The organism is Acinetobacter endophylla, from assembly GCF_053543775.1.
The window spans coordinates 1-2,083 of the sequence record NZ_JBLVOM010000281.1; the positions used below are offsets into that span (position 1 = coordinate 1).

General features: G+C 42.0%; 4 protein-coding genes. All 4 read left to right on the top strand.

Features of this window, described 5'->3' with window-relative positions:
* A partial coding sequence (locus ACNPNW_RS16095) for a TonB-dependent receptor domain-containing protein (protein WP_448767171.1) occupies positions 1-518 on the top strand: 518 nt, incomplete at its 5' end.
* Positions 519-589: 71 nt separating this feature from the next.
* A complete protein-coding gene (locus ACNPNW_RS16100; RefSeq protein WP_004733134.1) occupies positions 590-1,201 on the top strand; it encodes a DUF4198 domain-containing protein in 612 nt (203 codons plus the stop codon).
* A 42-nt stretch (positions 1,202-1,243) separates the two neighbouring features.
* Positions 1,244-1,525, top strand: coding sequence for a hypothetical protein (locus ACNPNW_RS16105; protein ID WP_311204716.1), 282 nt, complete (start codon positions 1,244-1,246; stop codon positions 1,523-1,525).
* Between the two features lie 3 nt (positions 1,526-1,528).
* The coding region (locus ACNPNW_RS16110) for a PepSY-associated TM helix domain-containing protein (protein WP_448767172.1) at positions 1,529-2,083 on the top strand (555 nt) is incomplete at its 3' end.

The following is a 2,083-nucleotide window of genomic DNA, read 5'->3' on the forward strand; positions in this document are numbered from 1 at the left end:
ATTATCCGCTTCGTGATTCTGATGGTATTCCGACTTTACGCAAGACTCAGGTTAGTGACTTGCGTTCCCAAGGCTACGAGTTCGGCTTGGCGGGACAACTGAGCGACCATTTAAACTTAAGCTTTGGTTATACCCAGTTTAGCCTGAAAGATCTGATCAATGGCGGTGATGCGCGTACCTTCAATCCAACCCAGTCTTTTAATCTTTTAACTACCTATCAGGTGCCGCAACTTCCAAAACTGAAACTGGGCCTTGGTGTGCAGTGGCAAGATCAGACCTATCTAGATGTGCCTGAAGCAACCGCCAATGGAGTGATTACCCAGAAAGCTGGAATCATTGAGCAGGATGCTTATGCGCTCGTGAACTTAATGGCCAGCTATGAGCTGAATGAGCATATGACCTTGCAAGCCAATGGTAATAACCTGACCAATGAAAAATATCTGTTCAATTTCCCGAATCAGCAAGGTTTTTATGGTGCACCAGCAAATTACAGCGTTGCTGTGAAATTTAAATACTGATTTTCAAACTTAGCTTTGACGACATGTTCAGGGCTAAATCATCACTACATACACAAAAACAGGTAAAACAAATGAAAAAAATGATCGCTCTGACCCTCGGACTGTCTATGACACTTTCAGCTCAGGCGCATATGCTTTGGCTGGAACGTGGCACAAATCAGCAGACTCATGCGTTCTTTGGTGAATATAGTGAACAGCTTAAAGAAACGCAGCAAGGTGCCTTGAAGTCTTTTAATCAAGCAAAGGCCGTTCAGTCTAGAAAAAGCTTTAGTCCTCAAATGCAACAAGATCATTTGCTTTATGCGACCCAAGGCCAGACAGATGTCCAGCTCAGTCATGAATTGATCTATGGAGAATCATTGTTGAGCTATCATGCCAAATCCGGCAGACAAAACTTGAAAGCAGAGTCAGAACTAGATATTGTCCCGACTCAGATCAACAGCAATACATTTACGGTACTGTATCAGGGTAAAGCTGCTGCGGATGTTGAAGTCACAGTCTTTTCCCCGCAATTCTGGCTAAAAAAATACACTACCAACGGCCAAGGCCAGATTACGATCGCCACGCCATGGAAAGGTCAATATGTCATTGAAGTTGGCAAAGAAGCAGACAAGGCAGGAAAATTGAATCAGCAGGCCTATAAAAAACAGTATCTGGTAACGACTTTAAGTTTTGTTTATTAAGTTTTTAGATTTTCATCAGTATAGATTTATTCAAGGCCAAATATGATGTCTATTGTAGTGCAGCCACTTGCCATTCTCTATCGCTTAGGCATGACCTTTGGCATTGGCTACTTGTGCAGTTATTTAATCGCACTCGATCTGGCTTACTTTTTACAAGCTTATTTGCCTAAAGCTGAGTCTGTCTATTTGGCTGCATTTACTGCCCTGATTTTTTATGTTTGTTTTGTGATTGGAATCTTCTGTATCCAAAGTTTAAAAAAGCTTTCTATCTATAGCCTGATTCCTTTACTTATTTTATTTCTCTTCTCCCGCTTCATAGGTTAAACCATGCATAAATCTGTCCGTCAATCCATGGCATGTTTACATTCATGGCTGGGTTTAAGCTTTGGCTGGTTACTCTTTGCGATCTTTTTAACAGGCGCGGTCACCTATTACCGACATGAAATCAGTCTATGGATGCAGCCTGAATTTGCCACAATGCAAGTCAATCAGGAAACTGCCTTAAAATCTGCTTACAGCTATTTACAGCAGCATGCACCGGACGCCCAAAACTGGTATATCGTAGTCGCCAATCAAGACTCACCGGTGAATAAAGTCTACTGGCAAAAAGCGGATGGTGGCTATGAAGTCAAAACCCTGAATGCTTCGACAGGAAAAGAATTACAGCTTTCAGCCACACAAGGGGGAGATTTTTTCTATAATTTTCATTTTCAGCTCTATGGTATGCCCTACACCATCGGTCGCCTCATTGTGACGGTCGCTGCCTTTATCATGTTATTGACTCTGATTTCAGGAATCATTACCCATAAAAAAATCCTGACAGACTTTTTTACCTTAAGAGCATTTAAGGGGCAGCGCTCCTATCTGGATTTTCATAATGTC

Excerpts from the sequence above, each read along its gene's own strand:
- ACNPNW_RS16100 (WP_004733134.1), top strand. The coding sequence starts at position 590 with ATGAAAAAAATGATCGCTCTGACCCTCGGACTGTCTATGACACTTTCA.
- ACNPNW_RS16105 (WP_311204716.1), top strand. The coding sequence starts at position 1,244 with ATGATGTCTATTGTAGTGCAGCCACTTGCCATTCTCTATCGCTTAGGC.